Raw genomic sequence first — 24,019 nt, 5'->3', positions numbered from 1 at the left:
TCTCCTATGGCTTGGCGTTGATTGCTGTCTGGAATCGTGCTTTAATCTCTTCACCTATTGTTAAATTATATTAATTATTGTTTTCAATAGCGTCACTGCGATTCGCTGCTTTGTTCACATTAAATGCTGAGGAGATTCATATGTATAGATGGGTAGGATTAGTAGCTTGGGCCTGGGTGATTGTTATTGGTGGGTTGATGATTACACCGGGCGGGGTGCACTGCATCGTCTGTGGTGACAAGGGCAATCTGTTCATGGGCGTGATTTCGATTGTGCTTGGGGCAGTCGCCATAGTCACCAATAAAGTGTTTGCCAGATAAATAGCGATTGTTAACAGCGCGGCCTGACATGTCAGGCCGTTTTTTTTGATCTATTGCGCTTCTTGGTGTTGTTTTAGCACCTGCCATTGCGCCAGTTTTTCCTCAAACCGTAATCTCGCATTGGCAGGGCTGGTTGAGGGCAGCAGTACAGTATTGATTGCGCGTGCAAGACGAATGTGTTTTTTGAACAACTGTGCGGCAGCTTGGCCATTACAGGCAATCAGCGCGATGTGTGGACAGGTCTTTAATAGTCCGTTGATGTCGTTGGCAATAATGCTGTGCGCCTGAATGCTACTGTCCAGGCTGCCTGTGCGTTGTGCTGCATGGCAAACGTCCCAAATCGCTAGTCCATGATCTTGTGCAGATTGGCAGCGCATGTGGTAAGGCGCATCTGCCGGGATATCGAATAGTCGCTCCAATATGCGCCAGAAAACATTCTGTGGATGTGCGTAATATTGTTGCTGTTTGAGTGACGCGATGCCAGGCAGGGTGCCCAGAATCAGAATACGCGCACCGGGGCTAGCGACAGGCGCAAATCCGGTAGCGTAATGTGCTGGTGTAGGGGTGAGTTCAGACAAGCAGAGGTGCGATGGGCCAATGCTCGCCGAGGAGCATCAACCCATGATAGTGGTGATTATTCAGTGCAAGGTTGTTTTTTGCACAGGCCATAAATGGTCAGTGAGTGGTCTTGCATGCTGAAGCCATACTGCTCTGCTGCTGCTTTTTGTCTTTTTTCGATTTCTTCGTCGTAAAACTCTTCAACGCGGCCACATTTCACGCAAACAATATGGTCGTGATGGCTGCCTTCATTCATTTCAAACACGGCTTTGCCACTTTCAAAGTGGTGGCGTACCAGCAGCCCCGCTTGCTCAAACTGGGTCAACACACGGTAAACCGTTGCCAGGCCCACGTCTTCACCATTGGTAATCATGATTTTGTAAATGTCCTCGGCAGACAGGTGGCGCTGCTCGCTATTTTCAAACAGCTCCAGAATTTTCAGACGCGGTAGCGTCGCTTTGAGGCCTGCATTTTTAAGTTCTTTGGGATCATGCATAGGTTTTGTCCATTGGTGTTGTCTGTCGTTAAGTTTTGTCACGCCTTAAGTCGCCTGCCATACTTGATTGGCGAAACTACGTGGTATATTAATGATTATTCTCAATAATACCGATTATAAAGTGAATCCAATGCGTAATTCTATCTTATTTGTGTTGGCTGTCGCATCTCTGGAGAGTGGGTGCGGTGCCAAACTTCCTTCAGTCAAGCCATTCAAGATGGAAGTGCAGCAAGGTAATGTTGTCACTTCCAAAATGCTATTGCAACTGCGTCCAGGCATGACACGTTCGCAAGTGCGCTACATTATGGGGACTCCGCTGATTGTAGATAGTTTCCGTGATAACCGCTGGGATTATTTTTATGAGCTGCGTAAACAGGGCGCCGTCGTTGAGAAACGCAGAGTGATTCTCGACTTTGACAAGGATAGCCTGGTTTCTGTGCGTGGCGACGTGATTCCTTCTGCAGAAAATCCTGATATTAAAACTATTGCAGAAGCACCACAGAAAAAAGTCGAGGCCGAGAAAGAGCAGGCCTGGACGGATAAGCTGAAATTCTGGAAAGCAGAAGAGGGCGCTGCTGATAAAACCACAGAAGCTGCTACCGCTACCGCTGCAGTTGCAGTTGCTGCGACAGAGGCTAAGCCCAGCAAAGCGCAAGCTGACACGGCAAGCAGCAAAGTAGTTACTGCCGAAGAGGAAGTTGTTCCCTATATCCCTGAAGGTGAGTATGCTGCTGCGCCAACGCCGCAAGACATGGCCAAGGGCAATACGGATGCGGCAGCCAATCAAGTGACTGAGGCCAAGGTGCATCCTGTGAATGAAAAAGAAATGGCTGCGCAGATTGCAGATACTGTAGAGCCGCCGCCAGTGTTTAAGCAAGAAGCAGTGGCTGCACCAGCTGTGGCCGCAGAGCCTGAGGCTGTCTTGCCACCAGCAGTGAAAGCCGCGCCAGTAGCCAGCAAGAGTATTACTGCGCCTGTGGTGGCTGCGGCGACCGTTGCTGCCGCGGCTGTGAAGCCTGCGGAGACTAAGAAAGCTGCCGCAACGGCTGCCAAACCAGTGCAGCAGGCTGTGCCAGCTGCCAAAACTGCTGCCGTGGCAGCAGTTGAAGATGATGAAGTGATTCCCTATATTCCTGAGGGTGAGTATGTGGCGCCAGTGGTGCCGACCGAGCAGGAAATGGTTAAAGGCAATATGGCTGAAGCCAATGCGCCGACAACAGATGCTGAAGCGCATCAAGTGACCGAAAAAGGGGTTGCACCTAAAGCAGATCATGCTGCCGAGGCGTCACCCACGTTTGTGGCTGAGCAGTTGCCAGAGCCTGAACCAGAGCCGGAATTGCCACCGCCGCCTGTGAGCAAGCCGATTGTAAAACCGGTCGCGCAAGCTGCGGCCACGGCGGCCACATTGGCTGCTGCGGAAGAGAAACCGGCGCAGGCTAAGTCTGCCGCCGCTAAAGTGGTTGAACCAGCGCCAGCCGTAACGCAAGAGGCACCGGCAGGGGATGCTGATATTAATCAGGCCGTGGCTGCTTGGGCGCAAGCCTGGCGGACCAAGGATATTAAAAACTATCTGGCCGCCTATGCGCCTGATTTCGTCCCGGAAGGTTTGCCATCCAAAAAGGCCTGGGAAGCACAGCGCAAGCAGCGTTTGTCTGCGGCAGGTAACATTACACTGGTGCTGAATAATACGCAGGTGCAGCGTGATGGTTCGACAGCCACCGTACAGTTTGAGCAAAAATATGCTGCCAGAGCTTATAAGGATGAATTAAACAAAACGCTGGAGTTGCGCTATGCGCCTGCACAAAAGCGCTGGTTAATTACGCGTGAGCGCACAGAGGCGGCTGCCGGTGCTGTGATTGCGGCGACGGAGTCAGCAAAAACCAGTGCATCCGTTGCTACTGATGCGGGTGCGGTATCCAATGATGCGGCTACGGTTGAAACCAGTGTGGATGCTGCTATTCAATCGTGGGCGCAGGCTTGGCGTAGCAAGAATGCCAGCGCCTACTTTGCAGCCTATTCACCGGCTTTTGTGCCAGAGGGTTTGCCTAGCCGTGCTGCCTGGGAAGCGCAACGTAAAAAACGCTTGTCGCCACAGCAAGGCAAAATCAGCCTGGAACTCGCAGATGTGAATGTGAGTCGTGATGGGGATACTGCTATTGCGACCTTTACGCAGAAATATGCTTCGAAGTCGTTTAGCGACGAGATGGTCAAGCGTCTGGAGCTGAAGCTGGATGCCACTAACAACCGCTGGTTGATTGTGCGTGAAAGCGCTGCCAGCGGTGCAGATGTGCCTGTCGCCAAACAACAGGTAACTGCGCCTGAAGGTAGTTCAGAGCACTTGGATGGCGTGCTGGAACAAATCGGGTTTTAATCCTAAATTATTAAAGAATGATTGAGCGAGTGATGTTGAAAGTTGTGATTGCTGGTGTGTCCGGCCGTATGGGGCATGCCTTACTGGAAGGTGTTTTTTCGGATAGTGGTTTGCAGCTGCATGCTGCGTTGGATCGTGCCGAGAGCCCGATGATTGGGCGCGATGCCGGTGAACAGTTTGGTAAGCAAACAGGCGTCAAAATCAGTGCTGATATCGCTGCTGCATTGCAGGGTGCGGATGTGTTGGTAGATTTCACGCGTCCGGAAGCCAGCATGCAGTACCTGCAAGCTTGCCAGCAGGCAAATGTGAAATTAGTCATTGGCACCACCGGCTTTAATGAAGCTGAAAAAGCCAGTATTGAGGCAGCTGCCAAAAACGTTGGCGTAGTGTTTGCGCCTAATATGAGCGTCGGTGTGACCTTGTTGATTAACCTGGTTGAGCAAGCGGCACGCGTGCTCAATGAAGGCTACGATATTGAAGTGGTGGAAATGCATCATCGCCACAAGGTGGATGCGCCTTCTGGTACTGCGCTGCGTTTGGGTGAAGCTGCAGCCAAAGGCATTGATAAAGCCTTAAAGGATTGCGCAGTATATGCACGTGAAGGCGTGACGGGTGAGCGCGAGGCAGGCACGATTGGCTTTGCGACCTTGCGCGGTGGCGATGTGGTCGGTGATCACACCGTGGTGTTGGCAGGCGTGGGTGAGCGTGTCGAGTTAACACACAAAGCATCTAGCCGTGCTACCTTTGCCCAGGGTGCATTACGTGCGGCCAAGTTTCTGGCCGATAAACCACAGGGTTTGTTTGATATGCGCGATGTGCTGGGGTTTGATAAAAGCTGATTTTTAGCAGGCACCTAAGGCCTGCCTGGTTTGAGTCACCAAAGCAGTATTGCCTGCGAGTTGCCCTTGAGTGGGCAGTCGATTTGCGCTATAATGCTTTAATTCTGAACGGGAAGAGTCCAACAAGCTTTTCCCGTTTTGCACATCTATTCACCGCAGCTTGAACCCGGTTTCTGGCGATGCGATGAACCCTCTAAACGATGTGTTTCGTATCAAACTTAAGGAGCTAAAGGTGTCAAAAACAATTCCAGCGATTTTAGTGTTAGCAGATGGAACTGTTTTTAAGGGCATTAGCATTGGCGCTTCCGGTCATACGGTCGGTGAGGTGGTGTTTAACACTTCCATCACCGGTTATCAGGAAATTCTTACCGATCCTTCCTATACCGAACAAATTGTGACACTGACTTATCCGCACATTGGTAACTACGGTACCAATAGTGAAGATGTCGAGTCAGGCAAAGTCTATGCTGCGGGTCTGATTATTCGTGACTTGCCCTTATTGGAAAGCAATTTCCGCAGTGAACAAAATCTCTCTGATTATCTCAAGGCCAACAATGTGGTGGCACTTGCTGATATCGATACCCGCAAACTGACCCGTATTCTGCGTGAAAAAGGCGCTCAGGCTGGCTGTATTATGGCTGGTGAGTCTGTCGATGAAGCGCAGGCACTGGCCTTGGCGAATGGCTTCCCCGGTCTGGCTGGCATGGACCTGGCCAAAGTGGTGAGCTGTACCCAGCCTTACGAGTTTACTGAGGCCGAGTGGCAATTAGGCGCAGGCTTCAGTAAAAAGGCTGAGTCACAGTTCCACGTGGTCGCGTTTGACTACGGTGTGAAACGCAACATTCTGCGCATGCTGGTCTCGCGAGGCTGTAAGGTCACGGTGTTGCCAGCACAGGCGACAGCAGAGCAAGCCTTGGCTTATCAGCCTGATGGTATTTTCCTGTCTAACGGCCCCGGCGACCCAGAGCCATGTGATTACGCGATTAGCGCGATTAAAACACTGGTTGATACTGGTATCCCAACGTTTGGTATTTGCTTGGGCCACCAATTGCTGGCCCTTGCCAGCGGTGCCAAAACATTGAAGATGAAATTTGGTCACCACGGCGCTAACCATCCAGTGCAGGATGTGGACAGCAAGCGTGTCTATATCACCAGCCAGAACCATGGTTTTGCCGCCGATCCTGCGACCTTGCCAGCCAATGTCAAAGTGACACATGTGTCTTTGTTTGATGGCAGTCTGCAAGGCATTGCGCGTACGGACAAACCAGCATTCAGCTTCCAGGGTCACCCTGAAGCCAGCCCGGGTCCGCAAGAAATGAGCGTGTTGTTCGACCGCTTTATCCAGTTAATGCAAGAAAGAAAGTCCATCTAATGGCAAAAAGAACTGACATTAAAAGTATTCTGATTATCGGTGCCGGTCCCATTGTCATTGGGCAGGCCTGTGAGTTCGACTATTCAGGTGCGCAAGCCTGTAAGGCTTTGCGTGAAGAAGGTTACCGCGTCATTCTGGTGAACTCCAATCCGGCGACCATCATGACCGACCCGGAAATGGCCGACGCAACTTACATCGAGCCAATCACCTGGCAGATGGTGGAAAAGATCATCGAGAAAGAGCGTCCTGATGCTTTGCTGCCAACCATGGGCGGCCAAACTGCACTCAACTGTGCGTTGGACTTGGACAAGCATGGCGTCTTGCAAAAATTCAATGTTGAGCTGATTGGTGCTTCTAAAGAAGCCATTGATAAAGCGGAAGACCGCCAGAAATTTAAAGAAGCCATGACCAAAATCGGTCTGGGTTCTGCACGTTCTGCCATTGCGCATAGCCTGGAAGAAGCCTTGCAAGTGCAGGCAACGATTGGTTACCCGGCAATTATCCGCCCTTCATTCACCATGGGTGGCAGCGGCGGCGGGATTGCTTATAACCGCGAAGAGTTTATCGCCATTTGCGAGCGTGGCCTGGATGCCTCACCTACCAACGAATTGCTGATTGAAGAGTCACTGTTGGGTTGGAAAGAGTATGAGATGGAAGTGGTTCGCGACAAAGCGGACAACTGTATCATCATCTGCTCGATTGAAAACCTGGACCCGATGGGTGTGCACACGGGTGACAGTATCACCGTGGCGCCAGCGCAAACCTTGAGCGACAAAGAATACCAGATCATGCGTAATGCCTCTTTGGCAGTGCTGCGTGAAATCGGTGTCGATACTGGCGGTTCCAACGTGCAATTCGCCATCAACCCGGACGATGGCCGCATGATCGTGATTGAGATGAACCCGCGTGTGTCGCGCTCATCTGCGCTAGCTTCCAAAGCCACCGGTTTCCCGATTGCCAAAGTGGCCGCCAAATTGGCCGTGGGTTTTACACTGGATGAATTGCGTAATGAAATTACGGGTGGTCAGACGCCAGCTTCGTTTGAGCCTTCGATTGACTACGTGGTGACCAAAGTGCCGCGTTTCGCTTTCGAGAAATTCCCGCAAGCTGACAGCCGTTTAACTACGCAGATGAAGTCTGTGGGTGAAGTGATGGCCATGGGACGTAGCTTCCAGGAATCTTTCCAGAAAGCCTTGCGTGGCCTGGAAGTGGGCGTTGATGGCCTGGATTCTGTGACCGATGATAAAGACCGCATTGTCAAGGAAATGGGTGAGCCTGGCCCTGAGCGTATCTGGTATGTGGCGGATGCTTTCCGCCTGGGCATGAGTGTTGCCGAGATTTTCGACATCACAAAAATCGATCGCTGGTTCCTGGTACAGATTGAAGAAATCATCAAGCTGGAACTGTCGCTGTCGGTGAAGTCATTGGCAGATTTGAACAAGGAAACGCTGTTCAGCCTGAAGCGTAAAGGCTTCTCTGACCGCCGCTTGGCTAAATTGCTGAACACGGATCAGCACGCGGTGCGTGCGTTCCGTCAGGCACTGAATGTGCGCCCAGTCTACAAACGCGTGGACACCTGTGCCGCTGAATTTGCGACCAATACAGCGTATATGTATTCCACTTATGAAGAAGAGTGCGAATCACAGCCAACCAATAACAAAAAGATCATGGTATTGGGCGGTGGTCCTAACCGTATTGGCCAGGGTATTGAGTTTGACTATTGCTGCGTACATGCGGCCTTCGCCATGCGCGAAGATGGTTATGAAACCATTATGGTGAACTGCAACCCGGAGACAGTTTCTACCGATTACGATACGTCTGACCGTTTGTATTTCGAGCCAGTGACGCTGGAAGACGTACTGGAAATCGTTAATATCGAAAAACCGGTCGGTGTGATTGTGCAATATGGTGGCCAAACGCCATTGAAATTGGCACGTGACCTGGAAAAGGCTGGTGTGCCTATCATCGGTACCACGCCAGACGCGATTGACCGTGCGGAAGACCGTGAGCGTTTCCAGCAAATGTTGCATACCCTCAATCTGAAGCAACCACCTAACCGTACTGCGCGTGCGCCAGAAGAGGCGATTCGCCTGGCGATGGAGATTGGTTACCCATTGGTGGTGCGTCCTTCTTACGTATTGGGTGGTCGCGCCATGGAAATCGTGCATGAGCAAAGCCAGCTTGAGCGCTATATGCGTGAGGCGGTAAAAGTCTCTAACGAATCTCCGGTATTGCTGGATCGTTTCCTCAATGACGCGATTGAAGTTGACGTTGATGCATTGAGTGACGGTGAAGATGTACTCATCGGCGGTATCATGCAGCACGTGGAACAAGCCGGCGTGCACTCTGGTGACTCCGCCTGTTCATTGCCCCCTTATAGCCTGAGTGACAGCCTGCAGGATGAGCTGCGCAAACAAACCGTACAAATGGCCAAAGCCTTGGGCGTTAAAGGCCTGATGAACGTGCAGTTTGCGGTGCAAAATACCGAACAGGGTGAAGTGGTCTACGTGCTGGAAGTTAACCCGCGTGCATCGCGCACAGTGCCGTTCGTATCCAAAGCCTGTGGTTTGCAACTGGCGAAAATTGCCGCGCGTTGCATGGCGGGTCAATCACTGAAATCACAAGGTGTCACCAAAGAAGTCGTGCCACCTTATTACTCAGTGAAAGAAGCCGTGTTCCCCTTCATCAAGTTCCCGGGTGTAGATACTATTCTGGGGCCGGAAATGAAGTCGACTGGCGAAGTCATGGGCGTAGGCACGACGTTTGCTGAAGCATTTGTGAAGTCGCAACTGGGTGCTTCTGTGAAAATGCCTACTGGCGGCAAGGCGTTTATCAGTGTGCGCAACGAAGACCACGCAAAAGTGATCGACATTGCCAAAGATCTGGTCAAACTTGGCTTTACCCTGGTGGCGACTAAAGGCACCGCACGTGCCTTGTCACAGCAAGGTCTGGACGTGTCTCCTGTGAACAAAGTGGCCGAAGGTCGCCCGCATATTGTCGACATGATCAAGAACGATGAGATCAGTTTGATTGTCAATGTGACTGAGGACAAGAAAGCCATTACGGATTCTTACGAGATTCGTCGCAGCGCGCTGCAAAACAAGGTCACGTATTACACGACCCTGGCTGGTGCACGCGCCGCTTGTATCGGCATGGCGCAAAGCAAGGACATGAATGTCTACTCAGTGCAGGACTTGCACAAACGCCTGGCTTAACTTACACTTAAGTTCAATTGCATAGACGTAATTGATATTTGAAATAAGCCACGCTCTTTCGGGTGTGGTTTATTTTTTTTATACTTATTTTTTGAAGGTATTTCAACATGGCAGTACATCAAATTCCTGTGACCGTGCTTGGTGCAGAATTGCTCAAAGAAGAATTACAACGTTTGCGTGCGGTAGATCGCCCTAATATCATTCAGGCGATTGCTGAAGCGCGTGCACAGGGTGACTTGTCTGAGAATGCTGAATACGAATCTGCCAAAGAGCGTCAAAGCTTTATCGAAGGCCGTATCTCCGAACTGGAAGCCAAGTTATCTAACTTGCAAGTGATTGATCCAACCATGTTGAACGCGGAAGGCCGCGTAGTGTTTGGTGCCACTGTGCGTTTTGAAGACCTGGATTCTGGTGATGCCAAAACCTACCAGATCGTTGGTGAAGATGAAGCGGATATTAAAAACGGCAAGATTTCTGTCAGCTCACCGATTGCGCGTGGCCTGATTGGCAAGTCTGAAGGCGAAGTGGTTGAAGTACAATCACCAGGCGGCGTCAAAGAGTACGAAATTATTGAAGTGCTCTATATTTAGGAGTGCACGGCCATGGCCAAACAAGCAGGACTCACAGGTTGGATGAATCCGCTGTTATTGACAGCGTGGGTGGGCGCATTATGGATGACGGCCATCACCGCCAGTGTTTTGTTCCAAACCATTCCAGATCGCCAATTGGCAGGTCTGGTGGCTGGAAAACTGTTTAGCATTGTCAGCTATATTGGCTTGGCGAGTGGCTTATGGTTGCTGATACAGCGCCTGGCAAATGATGGCTTCTCTGCGTTCAAACAAGGCTTGTTCTGGGTGGTCTTCCTGATGTGGGTACTGGTGCTGATTGGTGAATTTGGCATTCAGCCGCTGCTGGCGCAATTGAAGGCAAGCGCTTTGCCGAATGATGTGATGCAAAGTGTATTTGCCAGCCGTTTTAAAACCTGGCACGGCATTGCTAGCATTGCTTACTTGGTGGAATGTTTGCTAGGTGTCTGGCTGGTGATTAAATCCAGCTAGAGGCAAATAAAAAACGCGCTTTCAGTAGCGCGTTTTTTATTGATGACCTTTTAGAGCCGTGATTTTACATCTGTCATTTTACAGCTTTGGAATCACGATCTTGGCCGAGGCTTTCACCGTTTCGCTGGCGCGGTAAAACACCAGCTGTTTGCCAATGTGGTGTACGGCAATCGCATTGGTTTTATCCGCGATATCAGTCAGCAATGATTTGCGTAGTTCGCGATCATCACCGGCCACTTGTACTTTAATCAGTTCGTGGGCATTGAGGCTGACATCAATTTCTTTTAACACGGCATCGGTGAGGCCATTGTTGCCTAACATGACCACCGGGTTTAAATTGTGTGCCAAGCCACGTAAATAAGCGATTTGTTTGCTGTTTAATTGCATGCAAAAATTTCCTTGAAAACAATCAGTATTTTAGCATGAAGCAGGAATTCCCCCTATGAAACCCTCTAAAACCAGTAAAGCCTGGATGCAGGAACACTTGAACGACGAGTTCGTGAAACGCGCGCAAAAAGACGGCTATCGTGCACGCGCTGCCTATAAATTGCTGGAAATCGACGACAAGGACAAATTGATCAAACCAGGTATGACGGTGGTAGACCTGGGTTCTACGCCAGGTAGCTGGTCGCAGGTGGCGGTACAGCGCATTAAAGGGCAGGGACGCGTGATTGCGCTGGATATTCTGGACATGCATCCGATTCCTGGCGTGGAGTTTATTTGTGGCGACTTTCGTGAACAAGAGGTACTGCAGCAGTTGGAAGCTTCACTCAATGGCAAACCTGTCGATCTGGTCATTGCTGATATGGCACCGAATATGAGTGGTTTGAAAGATGTTGATCAGGCGGGCGCGACCTACCTGACCGAGCTGGCGCTGGATTTTTGTCAACAATGGCTGAAACCAGGTGGCAATATTCTGGTCAAAGTGTTTATTGGCAGCGGATTTGACGAAATTGTGAAACAAATGCGTGGTCAATTTGAAAAAGTAGTGACACGTAAACCCAAAGCCTCACGTGATCGCAGCAGTGAAGTTTATTTGCTGGGCTTGCAACGTAAAGCTTGAATTGCAATGCTTTTCAGCGTTTAGTTTTCGTCGCATAAGCAAAAAATTGGGTATACAATGCCATTAAAGGCTTGAAAAGTTTGGTTTTGCCTCCATTGTTCCAGATAGGGACCTCCCTGCCTTTCGATTTTAAATTAAGGAACCACCTTGAATAATCTATTGAAAAATATCGCGATTTGGGTAGCGATCGCCTTGTTGCTGATGACGGTATTTAATCAATTTACCGGCACCGGCAGAAGTAGTGGTCAGGTGGTTTACTCACAATTTATGCAAGAGGTCAGAGATGGCCGTGTTGCAAAAGTCCAGATTGATGGCCGTTCATTGCATGTGACGACCAATGAAGGTAAAAACTACGATACCTTCACGCCTTCAGACCCATGGCTGGTGTCCGATCTGCTGAAAAATAACGTGATTGTTGAAGCCAAGCCGGAAGAGCATGAGTCTATGCTCATGAGTATTTTTGTCTCCTGGTTCCCGATGGTGCTACTGATTGGCGTCTGGATTTTCTTTATGCGCCAGATGCAAGGTGGTGGCAAGGGCGGTGGTCCATTCTCGTTTGGCAAAAGCAAAGCACGTCAATTGGACGAGTCTAACAATAGCACCACCTTTGCTGATGTAGCGGGTTGTGATGAAGCTAAAGAAGAAGTTGCTGAACTGGTTGAGTTCCTCAAAGACCCGAGCAAGTTCCAGAAGCTGGGCGGCCGTATTCCACGTGGTGTATTGATGGTTGGCCCGCCAGGGACTGGTAAAACCTTGCTGGCACGCGCGATTGCCGGTGAAGCCAAAGTGCCTTTCTTCAGTATCTCCGGTTCAGACTTTGTAGAAATGTTTGTCGGTGTAGGTGCTGCGCGTGTGCGTGACATGTTTGAAACCGCCAAGAAAAACTCACCTTGTATCGTGTTTATTGACGAGATCGACGCGGTAGGTCGCCATCGTGGTGCGGGTACTGGTGGTGGTAACGATGAGCGTGAGCAAACCCTGAACCAGATGCTGGTTGAGATGGATGGCTTTGAGGCAAACTCCGGCGTGATTGTGATTGCCGCGACTAACCGTGCTGATGTGCTGGATAAAGCGCTATTACGTCCAGGTCGTTTTGACCGCCAAGTGATGGTTGGCCTGCCTGACATCAAGGGTCGCGAACAGATCTTAAACGTGCATATGCGCAAAGTGCCGAGTGATCCAGATGTCAGAGCGGATATTCTGGCGCGTGGTACACCAGGCTTTAGTGGTGCTGACCTGGCTAACCTGGTCAACGAAGCTGCGCTATTTGCAGCACGTCGCAACAAGCGCACGGTGGATATGCAGGACTTTGAAGATGCCAAAGACAAAATCTTCATGGGCCCTGAGCGCAAGTCTATGGTGATGCGTGAAGAAGAGCGTTTGAATACGGCTTATCATGAATCCGGCCATGCTGTCGTGGCCAAGTTGTTGCCAAAAGCGGATCCTGTGCACAAAGTGACAATTATGCCGCGTGGCTGGGCTTTGGGCCTGACCTGGCAGTTGCCTGAGCACGACCGCATCAGCAACTACAAAGACAAAATGCTGGAAGATATTTCGATTCTGTTTGGTGGCCGTATTGCCGAAGAAATTTTCATGCACCAAATGTCTACGGGCGCGTCAAACGACTTTGAACGTGCCACCAAAATGGCGCGCGATATGGTGACCAAGTTTGGTATGTCGGATAGTTTAGGCACCATGGTGTATGCCGGTAGCGAGCAGGATTCATGGATGGGCAATATGTCTTCCCGTACTGTGTCTGAAGCGACGCAGCAAAAGGTCGATGCTGAAATCCGTCGCATTCTGGATGAGCAATATGGCATTGCGCGTAAATTGCTGGAAGATAACCGCGACAAGGTTGAAGCCATGACTAAAGCCCTGATGGAGTTTGAAACCATTGATGCAGATCAGGTGAATGACATTATGGCTGGTTTGCCAGTGCGTGCGCCTAAGCCTAAAAATGGCCCAACCATCAGCTCTGGTGGCAGCGGCACAGGTCCGATGGTGAACCCGACGCCACAACCAACGGCTAAAGGCGATGATACTGAAAGTAATACCTAACATTGATTAACCGGGTATTTTGCAACCGGGCTTTCAGTTAAAATAACAAGGCTGGCATTTGCCAGCCTTTATTTTTTGGGAAATCAATCACACATGCAATTTCACTGTGGCCGCTTTCGCCTCGATTTGGATACGCCCAAGGTCATGGGGATTATCAATGTCACGCCAGACTCTTTTTCAGATGGCGGCCAGTTTAACCAGGTTGATTTCGCCGTTGCTCATGCCCTGGCCTTGATAGAGCAGGGCGCTGCGGTACTTGATATTGGCGGCGAATCGACGCGCCCGAATGCGACGCCAGTACCGCTGGCAGAAGAACTGCAACGTGTGATCCCGGTGATTGAAGCATTGGTTGCGCGTGATATCCCTGTCCCCATTTCGATAGATACCTATAAACCGGAGGTCATGCGTGCCGCGATTGCCGCTGGTGCCAGCATTGTGAATGACATCCGTGGATTACAGGAAAAAGGAGCCTTGGAAGCGGTGGCTAATAGCCATGCCGGTGTCTGTATTATGCATATGCAGGGTACGCCGCAAACCATGCAGCTAGAGCCACACTATGATGATGTGGTCGCTGAAGTAAAACAGTTTTTACGCGAGCAGAGAGATGCATGCCTGACGGCGGGCATTGCGCAGCATCGCATTATGCTAGACCCCGGCTTTGGTTTTGGTAAAACTCGGGCGCACAATATTGCATTGGCTAAAGCCTTGCCACAGTTGCTGGATCTACATTGCCCCTTACTGGTTGGATTGTCACGTAAGTCAGTCTTGGGACAAATGACTGGTAATGATGTCGATGCGCGCCTGCATGCCAGTGTGGCAGCGGCGGTGATCAGTGCCATGCAAGGTGCGCATTTATTACGCGTGCATGATGTCAAAGCGACCGTTGAAGCACTCAAGGTCGTGGCAGCGTTGCAGTAAACAAACAGACAAAAGAACAAGCAAGAGAAGGATAAGAGCGATGAGTAAACAGTATTTTGGCACCGATGGTATTCGTGGTCGCGTGGGCGAATCCGTGATCACCCCGGAATTTGTGATGAAGCTGGGCTATGCCGCTGGGCGTGTCTTGGCGAGCCACGAGCACTTGCCCGCGGGTAAACGCCCGACGGTGCTGATTGGTAAAGATACGCGTATTTCTGGCTATATGCTGGAGGCTTCACTGGAAGCCGGCTTGTCTGCTGCCGGTGTGGATGTGTTGCTTACCGGCCCCATGCCAACGCCTGCCGTGGCTTACCTGACGCGTGCCTTGCGTGCACAGGCCGGCATCGTGATTTCAGCTTCGCATAACCCGTATTACGATAACGGCATCAAGTTCTTCTCTGCACAGGGCACCAAGTTGCCAGATGATATTGAGCATGCGATTGAAGCCGAATTAGCTAAACCCATGCAAGTCATGGAGTCGGCGCAATTAGGCAAGGCCAAGCGCGTCGATGATGCCGCTGGCCGCTATGTAGAGTTCTGTAAAAGTACCTTCCCTAACCATCTCGACTTGCGTGGACTCAAAATCGTGTTGGATTGCGCGCATGGCGCGACTTACCACGTGGCACCGCCGGTATTCCATGAGCTAGGCGCCGATGTGATTGCCATTGGCAACCAGCCGGATGGCCTCAATATTAATGAGGGCGTGGGTTCCACGCATCCGCAGGCGTTGCAAAAAGCCGTGGTTGAGCACCAGGCAGACCTTGGCATTGCCTTTGACGGTGATGGTGACCGTGTGATGATGGTAGATGGCGCCGGGAATCTGCTGGATGGCGACCAGTTGCTGTATATCATCGCCATGGGCCTATATGCCAAAGGCAAACTTAAAGGCGGTGTGGCGGGCACGCTCATGACCAACCTGGCACTGGAGCATGCGCTGCAAAAACACCAGATTCCGTTTGGCCGCGCCAAAGTGGGCGATCGTTATGTGCTGGAGTTATTGCAAGATAAAAACTGGAAACTGGGTGGCGAAAATTCCGGCCATATTCTCACGCTGGATAAACATACCAGTGGCGATGCCATTATTGCGGCGTTGCAAGTGCTGCAATCGGTGCGCGAAAGCGGTAAAACGTTACAACAACTGGGCGCTGATTTGACCTTATATCCGCAAGTGCTGATTAATGTCACCACCAAACAAAAGCTGGATTTGAACCAGGATGCGGTGCAAACCGCTGTTAAACAGGCGGAAACCACCCTTAATGGTGAAGGCCGCGTGTTACTACGCGCTTCTGGCACCGAACCCAAAATCCGCGTCATGGTTGAAGGCTTAAACCAGGGGCTGGTGCAATCACAGGCAGAACAGCTTGCCGAGGTCATCCGCCAACTGGCTGCTTAATTTTTCGGAGATATGCATGGACACCTTTAGTCACGCTTTATGGGGTTATGGCCTGTTTGGCTTTCGCAAGAATGCTCGACCCACGTACCCCAAATTCGCTGCCCTGATGGGAGCCATGCCTGACCTGATTTCTTTCGGTGCCTTGTTGTTATTGCGCGTGATAGAAGGCAATTACAGCTTCGGCAAGCCTGCACTGGCTACATTGCCCGCCTGGATTTATCCGGCCTACACCGTTGGCCATAGTTTTGTCATTGCCTTTGCCGTGATTGGCCTGGTGGCAATATGGCGCAAGGATATTGCGTTCGCCATGCTGGCCTGGCCGTTCCATATTACGCTGGACTTTCCATTTCATAGCCTGCAATACTTTGCCACGCCAATGTTCTGGCCGATCTCTGACTTCAAAGTGGACGGTATTCCCTGGTCTCACTGGTATATCTGGTGGCCGAATGTGGCCGGTATCCTCATTCTGCTGGCCTACCGTTACAAGCAAAAACGGCAAGCTCAGCGGCCATAAAAAGGCGGGCCCTGTAATGGTAGGCCAATCGTGCCCGCTTTTTTATTAAGCAGCCAGCGGTTCAGTCGCTGGGCCCTGGTAGACAGTGAGGTGTGGAAATGGAATTTCAATCTGCTGCGCATCGAATGCGTTTTTAATCCGTTTTAAATATTCACGCTTGATGGTCCATTGTTCCAAAGGTCGAACCTTCATGCGGCAGCGGATAATCACGGCAGATTCCGCCAGGTTGTCTACGCCGGCAATATCCAGTTTATCCAGTACTTTGTCCTGCAATTGCGCATCTTGCAGAATGCTGGCACCGACCTCGTGCATGATTTGCATCACCTTGGCGATATTTTCGTCATAGCCCACCCGGATATCCATCACCGCATAGGCAAAATCGCGTGAGCGGTTAGTCACAGTGGTGATCTGGCCATTGGGCACATAATGTACATTGCCTTCGTAATCACGCATCTTGATATAACGGAGTGTAATTTCTTCCACCAGGCCTGATTTATTGGCAATCTCGACCACATCATCTTTACGGATCTGGTTTTCCAGCAACAGAAAAAAGCCATTAAAATAATCCTTGACCAGGCTTTGCGCACCAAAGCCGACCGCCAGGCCGACCACGCCCGCTGCCGCCAGCACGGGTGCGATGGAGATGCCTAATTCATGTAAGATTTCGACGATGGTAATGGCCAGAATGACGGTGGTGACGATGTAACGTAACACCATGCTGAGTGTATTCAGGCGTTTAATCTCTTCAATATTGTCTGCGCTTCTTGCGTTCAATTTATCCCTGAGTTTCACAATCAGTTGTTTGCTTAAGCGATTGAGAAAATAGGCGACGCCGACAATGACAAAAATACGGAGCAGGGTTTTAACCAGAGCCAGCATTTCAGTCGGATTTTCGATCCCGAAATAAGTAAGCCAAGACATTGTGTTTCACATTCCTTTCGATTGATTTAAGTCGATAACCAGTAAGCGGTTAAGGGGGGGATTTCTATGCTGTCTTTATCAGTAGGCAGCGTTTGACCGCTATATAGCTCAGTCAATACCGGGGTTTTAAACAAGCCTTTTTGCCTGAATACCTGCAAGGGAGCGCTTTGGGGGGCCGTATCGAAATTGGCAATCACCACGACTTTGGGGTGCATGCCGGTTTGCACATAGCGGTAAAAAGCGAATAAATGTGGATGATCAAGTGCGATCAGTTCGCGATTGTTTAAGTCGGCAAACGCCGAAATTTCCTTGCGGATAGCAATGAGTTGCTTGATTCGGCTGAACAGGCGCTGTTGCACGGTGCCTGCTTCATTCTTGAGCGCCAATACCTCCCAATCCAGCGTTGGCCTGTGTACCCAGCGGTTATCATGCATTTTGTTCTCATCTTGCAGGTAGCTGTCATTATTCAAGGTGCCGACCGCGTCGCCATAATAAAGTAGCGGGATACCACCAAACGACATGATCAGGTTGTGCAGCAAGACGATAGTGAGGACAGCGTTGTCTATCGCAGCTTGGTCCTGATTGGCGAGTGCGGATTCCAGCCCGGCCAGTGAAGCGAGGGCACCTGAAATTCTGGCATCGCCGGTTTTTTTATTGACGCCAAAAGCAAAGCCACGGGCATTGGACTCCGGGTAATGGCCGGTGTAATAATCCACCAGGAAGCGGCGGTGCGAGACGGGTTCAAACCCGGCGGCAATAATGGCCCGGTCGCTAAAGCCCAGGCCGATATCATCGTGGCAGCGCACGTAATTGAGCCAGGTGGCGCGGTCCAGTTTCTCTGGCAAGTCTTCTACCCCCCTGGTGAGTAGCACGGTTTGTTTGGTGGCAACCGCGTCCCATAACAGCGCCATAAAGGTGGCGTTATAGGCGATCTCACACTCTTTGGCGTTAATGGCGTCTTCGCCAAAATACTTGATGATTTCTATCGGCGCCACAATCGCTTCGGCAATAAAAATGACCCCGGGCGCGGTGACCTGGCAACAGTCCTTGAGCAATTGCAGAATCAGGTGTGCCTCGCGCTCATTCTGGCAGCTACTGCCTATTTTCTTCCACAGAAACGCCACGGCATCTAGGCGCAGAATATCCACGCCCTTATTAGCCCAGAATAAAATGATGTCTACCATTTCGATCAGGACCGCCGGGTTGCTGTAATTGAGGTCCCATTGATATTGGTTGAACACCGTCATCACCCATTTACCGGTGTCAGGATTCAAGGTAAAACTGCCCGGCGCATTTTCAGGAAACACTTCGGGCATGGCGGCCTCGAACATATCTGGAATGGTACGGTCAGGGTACATATAGTAATAATCCTGATACTGCTGATCGCCAAGCTTGGCCTGTTTCGCCCAGGCATGTTCATCCGAGGTGTGGTTGACCACCACGTCCAGTGTTAGCAACATGTCGGATTGTTGCATCGCTGCGATTAGCTGTTCGAGGTCTGCCATGCTGCCGTTGCGCGCGTCGACTTGCCTGAAATCACGCACCGCGTAGCCGCCATCATTCTGTTGCTCCGGGCAGTCACAAATCGGCAAAATATGCACCAGGTTAATGCCCAGCTCTTGCAGGTAAGGTAGTTTTTCGCGCATATTGGCCAGGTTGCCGGCAAAGCCCTGGCAATACATGGCCATGCCTACCCACTTTTGTTGCATAAACCAGTCATGGTTTTTTTCGCGCTCCAGATCTTTGGCTCTTAAATGCGCTGCCCGCTGCGCGTATTGCTGCGTCAGCACGGTGACCAGCCTGCCCAGTTGGGCTTTAAAGTCTTCGCGCTGGCCATATAAGTGTTGAAACAGCGAGTGAATCGCATAAAAGTTGGCGCCCAGCCGTGTATAAAAATGCTGCCAATCTTCGCCTTTGGGTTGTTTACATTGTGTCAGGATGTCATTCAGCAAAGAATGCGAGATTTGCTCATACATAATTAAGCATCCTCCATGGCGGCTTGTTCAGGCGTAGGTTTTGGGGCTTTATTAGCGGCGACGCCAAATTTGTAATGTTGCATGCCCTCTAAAATGCCATGTGCATATTGGGCCTGGGCGAAATAAATGCGCGGCACCCCTTTGAGGTGGGTGAGGTCTTCACTGTAATTGCCAACCACCACCGCCATGGTGTCGCCCACCAGCATTTCGATGTCATTGCCAGAATCACCCGAGACCAGGAAACTGGCCAATGGCAGCCCCCATTTATATGACAGGTAGCGGATGGCGTGCCCTTTGGAAGCGCGTATCGGTAACAGATCGAGAAACTCACCGTGGGAATAGATGATCTGTGCATGCAAGCCACGCGCATGCAAATGCTGGCTGATTTTTTCTACCGCGGGCATGATTTGTGAGTCCACCAGATAAGAGATTTTGAATTCGCGCTGGTTGTCAGCAGCTTGCAAACGTATGCCTGGAATCTCTTGCATGGCCTTGACCACATCGTCGCGCCGCCACAGGTGGCGGATATGATTCGCCCAGCCGATGTCCGGAATACGGCGTATACCATAGTGAATTTCGGAGCCGACTGAGGTGATCAGCACATCGGGAATCGGGATGCGATTTTTGCGCAATATATCAATGGCACTCTCTAGCGGGCGACCGGTGGCGATGCCAAAAATGGTATAGCCGACATTGTCGATTAACCACTCCACCAAAGCCTCTTGTCCGTCACGCTGACCAAGCAAGGTATTATCGATATCGGTGATAAACGCATGCTGCGCCAATGGAATCGCAGATTTGCCGCTGTGCAACGCGATCTGTTGTTTGCGCAGGTTTTTACGTTGCTTGCGCAATAAAGCGCGGACTTCTTTAACGTATTTGTTGACGTGGCCGGCCCAGGTGTAATGGCGTTTGACATTGATCACGCCGCTCTTAGACCATTTTCGCCAGCGTGGCTTGTCCGTCAGCGCCGATAACAACGCTTCGCCAATGGCATCGCTATCGAGTGTATCCACCAGTAACCCGTGATGGCAATTTGCCAGAATGTCACGCGGCCCGCCATCGTCAGGCGCAATCACCGGCAAGCCGCAGGCGGCGGCTTCCAGCAAGGTCAGTCCGAACGGTTCGGTAAACGCGGCATTAATGAACATACCTCGGCTCTTGGCGGCCAGGCGGTAAAGTTCAGGCACCTCTTCCTGTGCATGACTTTTGGGGATTGCCACTTTGCCCCACAAATCATAAGTGTCAATATCCAGCAGCAACTCATTGAGTACTGCTGCCTGCGACTTTTCGAGATTTCGGATATTGTCACGGCTACCAGCCACCAGTACCAGATTGGCGCGTTTTTGCAGGGCAGGGTGATTGCCATAAGCCGCAATCAGGCCCTGGATGTTTTTACGCATTTCGGGTCGGCAGATACATAGAATCATCGGCTTTTTAGGATGCTCTAAAAAGCGTGCGATGCTTTGCTCTACGCTGTTTGCAATCGGCCGCCTGCCTGGTGGTGAAAAGCGAGAGGTATCGGTGCCTGGCGGGATAACTCTGAATTTTTTAGCGTCTGGTTGCGCATACATGCCATATTGCAGTTCAACCTCCTGGCGCGTACTGGTCACGATCATGGAGGCGTGTTGTATCAGCGCTTCCTCTTCGGCAATGCGCCGCTCAAAGTTAAATTGCTTTTCAATATTGGTGGCTTTGCGGCCACTGGAGAGTAATTTCTCCTGTTTGGGTTTACCCAGCGAATGCCCCGTGTGAATTTGCGGAATACCCAGCAACATGGAGAGCTGGCGGCCGACGTATCCGGCATCGGCATAATGCGAGTGAATCACGTCCGGCAAGCGACCTTGCTGGCGCAAATAATGCAGGCAGCGATCCACCATCTGGTCCAGGTGCGGCCACAAGGTCTCCTTGCGCATATAGCGCTTGGGGCCACATGGGAAACGAATAATGCGGGCATGATCACTCAGTTTTTCTTCAGCCTGGGCATAGTCTGGCGGTACCTGTGGGTCTTCAATCAGGCGTGTCATCAAATCGACTTTGCCCACTTCAGGGTGTTCAGCCAGCGCTTTGGCTAAATCCAGCACATAAGTACACTGGCCGCCGGTATCGGCATCGACACCCAGTTCAAGTGCTTCGCCCCTGATCAGTCCGTGGACACTGATAAGGAGTACATATAACTGATCTGTTTTTTGTTCAAGTTTTGCGCGCATAGTTACCTGACTGCTTATGAAGGTAGGGTAGACAAGGACGCCACTGGCTTACTTGCCAAAGACTGTATGCGAAGGTGCGATCGTCAGATTGACAGCGGTGTTTGCTGCCTGAGCCGTGCTTATGTCACACGCTTACACATTAAAAAGCTCTGTTAAACCTGACACCTTCATGGCAGGTAAGTTTATTTTCTGCTTGTAGGAATTGTCTGAAAATGAAAAAGCCCTGCAAACACGGCAGGGCTTTTTGAAGGTTGGGTGATGAGATTACAGCGCTAACATTGCTGGCCTGTGGCAAAAAATACGCCACCGGCAATATGGTGCACCGTGCGTAATGCATCATGGTCATCAAAGTGCCAGCGGCCTTCGGAAAACACGCGTTCGTCGGCATGCGCCGCCACGACTTCGGCGATAAATAAATCGTAAGTATTCTGGTTGTGTGGCTCAGAGATGATTTTGCATTCCAGCCATCCCACACAGCCCTCTACTAATGGCGCACTGATTTTGTGTGCAGCAAATGTTGCTATGCCGTATTCAGCAAACTTATCTGTGCCAGGCAAATCGCGGCCACTGATTGCACCTACTTGTTTCACCATCTCAATCTGCTGTACGCAGGGCAGGTTAATGGCAAACGTACCTTCTGCTTCCATCAACTCACGCGTATAGGTTTTACTATCGATTACCACTGTGACTTTGGCGGGATTAAAATCCAGCGCGCACACCCAAGCCGCAGCCATGATATTGCGCTTGTCGGCATGGGATGAGGTGATGAGCGTAGTGGGGCCGTGGTTGAGGAGGCGCGCTATATGGCTAACTTCAATAGGTTTCATGAGTTTAATTTGCTACAAACTTTTTGATTGAGATTTTTGTGGGTTAATTTAATGTGCTGACAAACTAATCACAAAGAAATTTTAAATTTTCCAAAAGTGGTTTGAACTGTACAAAAGCTTCTGCTTCTAGTGTGAGTACCCATTCTGAGAATCTTACTTTATAAGACTCATCGATTTCATACGCTAGATAATGGTAGTCTTCTGGTAAATGCTTTTTACATTCCTCTGTTAAGTTCACTGGGTACTGGATACCTGATGTATGCTTGGCTGTATATTTGGTTTCATTAAGTACTAATTTCTGAGCCTCAATCGCTTTTTTAATGACATCTTGTGGAAACATAAATTCAATGGTCAATGGTATTTGGAATACAAATCCAGATTTCATTTTGCACTCATCCGCCACATTCTCTAGTGCGGGCATGATTGGAAGCATTCCACTGTATATTTTCTTATCAGCGCTTATCTCTCTAAATTGATCGTTCGCTACAAGTTTGTGCATATTAAAGTGTTTGCTTTCAGCCCTTCCTTTTTGGTCATTATCAAATAGTCCAATAATCGGAAATGGGTATTTCTTCTCAATCGTTTTGAAACTTTTCAAATTGTGAGTAAGGTTGTCAGCACCCTCTGCCGAAATAAACTCACAAAAACATTCATCATTTGGAAATAGCTTCGCAAAAGCTATTTCCAAAATTCTTTTATCGCTTGGGCCTTCAACAATCACTTGAGCTTTTACAACAGATGCAATTTTGTCTTGCAATTTTTGTTGCGCTTCATTTAAATCATTAATTCTTATGTACAACTCTTTAGCTCTGGTTGCAATAAGCGCAGCTATACCTAGACTTTCATCAACCTCTTGTCCAGAGAGGATCTCTGTTACATTGGTGTGTAGCTCATTTCCAGTGGAGTAGAAGTCTTCAGGTTTTACAAGCCATTTACTAACATTTGGACCTGAAAGGTCATAAAATGCTGGAGAGTGTGTAGTCAAGAATATTTGATTTTCTTTTGAAAAGTCTGTCGAAAACTCACTTGCTAACTCAAATGCTTTACTCAGTTCAAGGGAGTTCTCAGGCTCTTCATAAGCCCATATGTGTTGTTTGCTTGAGTGGCGTGCAACAAAATCAAGAATAAATGGTATGTGTCTAGCTTGTATCCCATCTCCACGCTTTTGCAATGGTATGTCGTATCCAGAGAATTTCGTTGAAAAATCAAGGGCTGAGAAAAGTTCGCGAAGATCTTCTGGTACTTGTATACTGCTTTGGATGTTCAGTCCTTTATTTATCTTGTCACTCATGTCTTTCGTGCTTGAGTTAATTGCATCAAGCAAGTTGACAGATGCACCCCTAAAACCAGCTTTTTCATCATCGATTAATGCATCATGTAACGCATTAAGATAGTGACTAAAAATATCCCTACCTCTTACAGCGGGTATGTAGTGAAAAGATAGCCTGTTTAAAAATCTGCCGATGGTTGTGCTGGGAAGGTCTTCAGAGTATGTGTCTACAGGGTATTCTTCATATCTATTCCAAGTTCTTTTTATTGAAAACTGCTCTGGAAGAGATTTCCAACCGAGAAAATTATTAAAAGTAACTTTAATCCAAATAGATGCGCGACCTTTTGCTGATCTTGCCTCTTTTTCCCGTAGCCTCGATAAGTCTTCGATAAAGTTAAATGGAGTGTTCAGTTCAGTTTCGTTATTAAAGAAAAGGTTAAGTGCTTTTAAAATGTTAGATTTGCCGGAGTCGTTTCCGCCGATTAATACGTTAATATCGTTGTTGCGCAAGAGGCTTATGCTGTAAATTGATCGGAAATAGTTAATTTCCACTTTTGAAATAATCTTCACTTATTCTCCCTTGAGTTCCTCATTATTATTGGAAATAAGTTTTGTAAAGCCTTGTAGCCACTTTTAAGCC

The 24,019-nt window shown here is 49.8% G+C and carries 20 protein-coding genes; 12 read left to right on the top strand and 8 right to left on the bottom strand.

The window, feature by feature from the left end; translation table 11 throughout:
* The first annotated feature begins 140 nt into the window (after positions 1–140).
* Positions 141–320 carry a hypothetical protein gene (locus tag OH31_RS00270; protein ID WP_019882781.1) on the top strand — a complete coding sequence of 60 codons (180 nt, stop codon included), beginning with the start codon at positions 141–143 and terminating at the stop codon, positions 318–320.
* Between the two features lie 50 nt (positions 321–370).
* On the opposite strand, the gene OH31_RS00265 is transcribed toward OH31_RS00270, so the two are convergent.
* Together OH31_RS00265 and fur are read right to left on the bottom strand one after the other, a co-directional pair.
* Positions 371–898, bottom strand: a complete 528-nt coding sequence (locus OH31_RS00265) for a DNA-deoxyinosine glycosylase (RefSeq protein ID WP_024929142.1) — start codon at positions 896–898, stop codon at positions 371–373.
* Positions 899–954: 56 nt separating this feature from the next.
* A complete protein-coding gene (gene fur, locus OH31_RS00260) occupies positions 955–1,374 on the bottom strand; it encodes a ferric iron uptake transcriptional regulator (RefSeq protein WP_019882779.1) in 420 nt (139 codons plus the stop codon).
* Between the two features lie 130 nt (positions 1,375–1,504).
* Between fur and bamE the strand changes: the two genes are divergently transcribed.
* The 6 genes from bamE (at position 1,505) to OH31_RS00230 (ending at position 10,229) form a co-directional block, all read left to right on the top strand.
* Positions 1,505–3,745 carry an outer membrane protein assembly factor BamE gene (gene bamE / locus OH31_RS00255; RefSeq protein ID WP_242402142.1) on the top strand — a complete coding sequence of 747 codons (2,241 nt, stop codon included), beginning with the start codon at positions 1,505–1,507 and terminating at the stop codon, positions 3,743–3,745.
* Positions 3,746–3,777: 32 nt separating this feature from the next.
* A complete protein-coding gene (gene dapB, locus OH31_RS00250; RefSeq protein WP_024929140.1) occupies positions 3,778–4,584 on the top strand; it encodes a 4-hydroxy-tetrahydrodipicolinate reductase in 807 nt (268 codons plus the stop codon).
* Between the two features lie 232 nt (positions 4,585–4,816).
* Complete coding sequence (gene carA / locus OH31_RS00245; protein WP_024929139.1) at positions 4,817–5,956, top strand: glutamine-hydrolyzing carbamoyl-phosphate synthase small subunit; 1,140 nt, start codon at positions 4,817–4,819, stop codon at positions 5,954–5,956.
* Positions 5,956–9,171: a carbamoyl-phosphate synthase large subunit gene (gene carB / locus OH31_RS00240; RefSeq protein WP_024929138.1), complete on the top strand. Its 3,216-nt coding sequence runs from the start codon at positions 5,956–5,958 to the stop codon at positions 9,169–9,171. The genes carA and carB overlap by 1 nt, the downstream gene beginning before the upstream one ends.
* Positions 9,172–9,278: 107 nt before the next feature.
* Complete coding sequence (gene greA / locus OH31_RS00235) at positions 9,279–9,761, top strand: transcription elongation factor GreA (protein ID WP_019882774.1); 483 nt, start codon at positions 9,279–9,281, stop codon at positions 9,759–9,761.
* 12 nt (positions 9,762–9,773) lie between these two features.
* Positions 9,774–10,229: a DUF4149 domain-containing protein gene (locus OH31_RS00230; protein WP_024929137.1), complete on the top strand. Its 456-nt coding sequence runs from the start codon at positions 9,774–9,776 to the stop codon at positions 10,227–10,229.
* Between the two features lie 78 nt (positions 10,230–10,307).
* Here OH31_RS00230 and yhbY read toward each other — a convergent pair whose 3' ends face one another.
* Positions 10,308–10,616: a ribosome assembly RNA-binding protein YhbY gene (gene yhbY, locus OH31_RS00225; protein ID WP_019882771.1), complete on the bottom strand. Its 309-nt coding sequence runs from the start codon at positions 10,614–10,616 to the stop codon at positions 10,308–10,310.
* A gap of 55 nt (positions 10,617–10,671) precedes the next feature.
* Here yhbY and rlmE point away from each other — a divergent pair, with 55 nt between their 5' ends.
* The 5 genes from rlmE to OH31_RS00200 all read left to right on the top strand — a co-directional run bounded on the left by rlmE (position 10,672) and on the right by OH31_RS00200 (position 16,175).
* On the top strand, positions 10,672–11,292 hold the full coding sequence (gene rlmE, locus OH31_RS00220; protein ID WP_024929136.1) for a 23S rRNA (uridine(2552)-2'-O)-methyltransferase RlmE: 621 nt from the start codon (positions 10,672–10,674) through the stop codon (positions 11,290–11,292).
* Between the two features lie 147 nt (positions 11,293–11,439).
* Positions 11,440–13,350 carry an ATP-dependent zinc metalloprotease FtsH gene (ftsH, locus tag OH31_RS00215; RefSeq protein ID WP_019882768.1) on the top strand — a complete coding sequence of 637 codons (1,911 nt, stop codon included), beginning with the start codon at positions 11,440–11,442 and terminating at the stop codon, positions 13,348–13,350.
* Positions 13,351–13,443: 93 nt separating this feature from the next.
* Complete coding sequence (gene folP / locus OH31_RS00210) at positions 13,444–14,268, top strand: dihydropteroate synthase (protein WP_024929135.1); 825 nt, start codon at positions 13,444–13,446, stop codon at positions 14,266–14,268.
* 40 nt (positions 14,269–14,308) lie between these two features.
* Positions 14,309–15,661: a phosphoglucosamine mutase gene (gene glmM, locus OH31_RS00205; protein ID WP_024929134.1), complete on the top strand. Its 1,353-nt coding sequence runs from the start codon at positions 14,309–14,311 to the stop codon at positions 15,659–15,661.
* Positions 15,662–15,677: 16 nt separating this feature from the next.
* Positions 15,678–16,175, top strand: a complete 498-nt coding sequence (locus tag OH31_RS00200) for a hypothetical protein (RefSeq protein WP_024929133.1) — start codon at positions 15,678–15,680, stop codon at positions 16,173–16,175.
* A 45-nt stretch (positions 16,176–16,220) separates the two neighbouring features.
* On the opposite strand, the gene OH31_RS00195 is transcribed toward OH31_RS00200, so the two are convergent.
* From OH31_RS00195 to OH31_RS00175, 5 genes are all read right to left on the bottom strand, one after another.
* Complete coding sequence (locus OH31_RS00195) at positions 16,221–17,096, bottom strand: mechanosensitive ion channel family protein (protein ID WP_024929132.1); 876 nt, start codon at positions 17,094–17,096, stop codon at positions 16,221–16,223.
* A 26-nt stretch (positions 17,097–17,122) separates the two neighbouring features.
* A complete protein-coding gene (locus tag OH31_RS00190) occupies positions 17,123–19,072 on the bottom strand; it encodes an alpha-amylase family protein (protein ID WP_024929131.1) in 1,950 nt (649 codons plus the stop codon).
* 2 nt (positions 19,073–19,074) lie between these two features.
* Positions 19,075–21,282 (bottom strand): HAD-IIB family hydrolase, encoded by a 2,208-nt coding sequence (locus OH31_RS00185; protein ID WP_024929130.1) that lies wholly within the window; start codon positions 21,280–21,282, stop codon positions 19,075–19,077.
* 272 nt (positions 21,283–21,554) lie between these two features.
* Positions 21,555–22,109: a flavin reductase family protein gene (locus OH31_RS00180; protein WP_024929129.1), complete on the bottom strand. Its 555-nt coding sequence runs from the start codon at positions 22,107–22,109 to the stop codon at positions 21,555–21,557.
* Between the two features lie 64 nt (positions 22,110–22,173).
* Positions 22,174–23,949: an ATP-dependent endonuclease gene (locus tag OH31_RS00175; protein ID WP_024929128.1), complete on the bottom strand. Its 1,776-nt coding sequence runs from the start codon at positions 23,947–23,949 to the stop codon at positions 22,174–22,176.
* Between the last annotated feature and the right edge of the window lie 70 nt (positions 23,950–24,019).

The organism is Methylophilus sp. OH31, from assembly GCF_000576615.1.
GTDB lineage: Bacteria > Pseudomonadota > Gammaproteobacteria > Burkholderiales > Methylophilaceae > Methylophilus.
The sequence above is the reverse complement of the archived record's forward strand: the minus strand, read 5'-3'. Positions and strand labels throughout refer to the sequence as shown.